General features: G+C 66.2%; 4 protein-coding genes and 1 pseudogene. 4 read left to right on the top strand and 1 reads right to left on the bottom strand.

Annotated elements, in window-relative coordinates:
- Positions 1-334 precede the first annotated feature (334 nt).
- The 4 genes from rpl7ae to ndk are packed head-to-tail and all read left to right on the top strand — an operon-like array spanning position 335 to position 1,599.
- The gene (rpl7ae, locus tag ACFQEU_RS14855) at positions 335-697 is read left to right on the top strand and encodes a 50S ribosomal protein L7Ae (protein WP_379783418.1); all 363 of its coding nucleotides are present in this window, start codon (positions 335-337) and stop codon (positions 695-697) included.
- A 6-nt stretch (positions 698-703) separates the two neighbouring features.
- On the top strand, positions 704-928 hold the full coding sequence (locus tag ACFQEU_RS14850) for a 30S ribosomal protein S28e (protein WP_066417357.1): 225 nt from the start codon (positions 704-706) through the stop codon (positions 926-928).
- Positions 929-931: 3 nt separating this feature from the next.
- Complete coding sequence (locus ACFQEU_RS14845; RefSeq protein WP_379783415.1) at positions 932-1,123, top strand: 50S ribosomal protein L24e; 192 nt, start codon at positions 932-934, stop codon at positions 1,121-1,123.
- Positions 1,120-1,599: a nucleoside-diphosphate kinase gene (gene ndk / locus ACFQEU_RS14840; protein ID WP_379783413.1), complete on the top strand. Its 480-nt coding sequence runs from the start codon at positions 1,120-1,122 to the stop codon at positions 1,597-1,599. Before ACFQEU_RS14845 ends, ndk begins: the two co-directional genes overlap by 4 nt.
- 152 nt (positions 1,600-1,751) lie before the next feature.
- On the opposite strand, the pseudogene ACFQEU_RS14835 reads toward ndk, so the two are convergent.
- Positions 1,752-2,195, bottom strand: a pseudogene (locus ACFQEU_RS14835) (PQQ-binding-like beta-propeller repeat protein); the annotation flags it as partial.

The following is a 2,195-nucleotide window of genomic DNA, read 5'->3' as shown; positions in this document are numbered from 1 at the left end:
CGGGGCCGTCGAGCGCTCGGATCCGCCCCGCGAGCCGCGCCGCGCGCTCCGGCGCGTCGAAGACGTTCTCGATGTCGGAGTAGTGAACCAGCCTGACCATCTACCGGGGAGGAGTCGACGGAGCCGGTAAAAGGGCTCGGAGTGACCGACCGGCCCCCTCCGCGGGGATCCCATGCGCCCAGCTCGCACGCCCGGGGCGCATTGAAAGCGTTTTTATGACGGCCTAGCCAACCGCAGGGTACAGCCTCTTCGGGGTCGATGATGTGCCGTTCCGATAGGGATCGACCACGGGACGGACACGCGAGCCCACGGGAGGACCATAGGTGAACAACACATGCCAGTTTACGTAGACTACGACACCCCAGCCGACCTCGCCGAGCGATCGCTCGAGGCGTTCGAGGTCGCCCGAGACACAGGAACCGTAAAGAAAGGAACCAACGAGACCACCAAATCCGTCGAGCGCGGCAATGCGAAGCTCGTCCTCGTCGCCGAGGACGTCTCGCCCGAGGAGATCGTGATGCACCTCCCCGAGCTCGCCGAGGAGAAGGGGATCCCGGTCGTCTTCGTCGACACCCAAGACGAGGTCGGCCACGCCGCGGGCCTCGAGGTCGGCTCGGCCGCCGCCGCCGTCGTCGACGCCGGTGACGCCGCCGACGACGTCGAGGACATCGGCGAGAAGGTCGCGGAGCTCCGATAACCACCCATGAGCGCAGAAGAGGGCACCGGCGACTCGACCACCGCCGAGGTGATCGAGGTCGTCGGCAAAACCGGGATGCACGGCGAGGCCATGCAGGTCAAATGCCGCATCCAGGAGGGATCGAACCAGGGACGGATCATCACGCGAAACGTCCTGGGTCCCGTCCGGCTGGGCGACGTGCTTCAGCTGCGGGAGACCCAGCGCGACGCCGACGCCATCGGAGGTCGATAACCCATGGTCGAGAGACGCACCTGTGATTACACCGGCGAGGAGATCGAACCCGGCACGGGCACGATGTTCGTGAAGACGAACGGCCAGATCCTCCACTTCGTCGACTCGAAGGCGGAGAAGAACTACTTCCTCGGCCGCGAGGCGCGCGACCTCGAGTGGACCGAGGAAGGGCGTAAGCAGGGTGGCGAGGAATGAGCCACCACGACGAGCGCACGTTCGTGATGGTCAAACCCGACGGCGTCCAGCGCGGTCTCATCGGCGAGATCGTCTCTCGCTTCGAGGAGCGTGGCCTGAAGCTCGTCGGCGGGAAGTTCATGCGGATCGACGAAGAACTCGCTCACGAGCACTACGGCGAGCACGAGGACAAACCGTTCTTCGACGGGCTCGTCGAGTTCATCACCTCCGGCCCCGTCTTCGCGATGGTGTGGGAGGGCGCTGACGCGACCAGACAGGTCCGTGCGATGGTCGGCGAGACCGACCCCGCCGAATCCGCTCCGGGCACGATCCGCGGCGACTTCGGGCTCGACCTCGGCCACAACGTGATCCACGCATCGGACCACGAGGACGAGGGCGCGAACGAGCGCGAGATCGCCCTGTTCTTCGACGAGGACGAGCTCGTCGACTACGGCCTCGACACCGCGACGTGGGTGTACGAGGACGAGGACCACTAACCGGTCCTACACGAGACGGTTTCGTTTCACGACCGCCGATAGCGGCCGCTCAGTTGACACACCGAGTTTCCGGTGAAAACCTCGCTTATAGCCTCGCTAACTGCCGTATTCAAGGATCTGACCAGACTGGATCTCCGATCGTGACCGCGACCTCACACGTCTAGCACGCGCACGACGCCAGCCTCGTCGACGACGATCACTTCCTCAACGCCGTCCCCACTGACATCGGCGAACAGCGGTCCCGCGTAGACGACGTTCGGGACGCCTCCTCGGAGTGCGCCGTCACCGTTCCGGTTCATCGCGAGCACGTCGCCGCCGCGGTTCACGGTGACGACGTTCGGCGTTCCGTCCCCGGTCACGTCGCCGACGCCGGGGGCGTTCACGCGGGTCTGGCCGCCGTACTGCTGTTTCCAGACGACCTCCCCGTCGAGCAGATCCACCGCCCAGACGTCGCCGACGCCGCCGACGTGGACCCGCCCAGCGTCGACACCGCCCACGGCGACGGGTAGGTCCTGTAATCCCACCTCGTAGCGGGCCGTCCCGTCGGCGGCCTCGAGCGTCTCCAGGTTGCCGTTGGTTCCGCCGAGCGCGAGCAC

The sequence above is a fragment of the Halorubrum tibetense genome, assembly GCF_042661865.1.
Taxonomy (GTDB): domain Archaea; phylum Halobacteriota; class Halobacteria; order Halobacteriales; family Haloferacaceae; genus Halorubrum; species Halorubrum tibetense.
Note: the sequence above shows the minus strand (reverse complement) of the source record. Positions and strands in the feature narration are given on the sequence as shown.

What these genes read in the sequence shown, in the direction of transcription:
- ACFQEU_RS14845 (WP_379783415.1), top strand. Translation starts at nt 932, where the DNA reads ATGGTCGAGAGACGCACCTGTGATTACACCGGCGAGGAGATCGAACCC.
- rpl7ae (WP_379783418.1), top strand. Translation starts at nt 335, where the DNA reads ATGCCAGTTTACGTAGACTACGACACCCCAGCCGACCTCGCCGAGCGA.
- ndk (WP_379783413.1), top strand. Translation starts at nt 1,120, where the DNA reads ATGAGCCACCACGACGAGCGCACGTTCGTGATGGTCAAACCCGACGGC.
- ACFQEU_RS14850 (WP_066417357.1), top strand. Translation starts at nt 704, where the DNA reads ATGAGCGCAGAAGAGGGCACCGGCGACTCGACCACCGCCGAGGTGATC.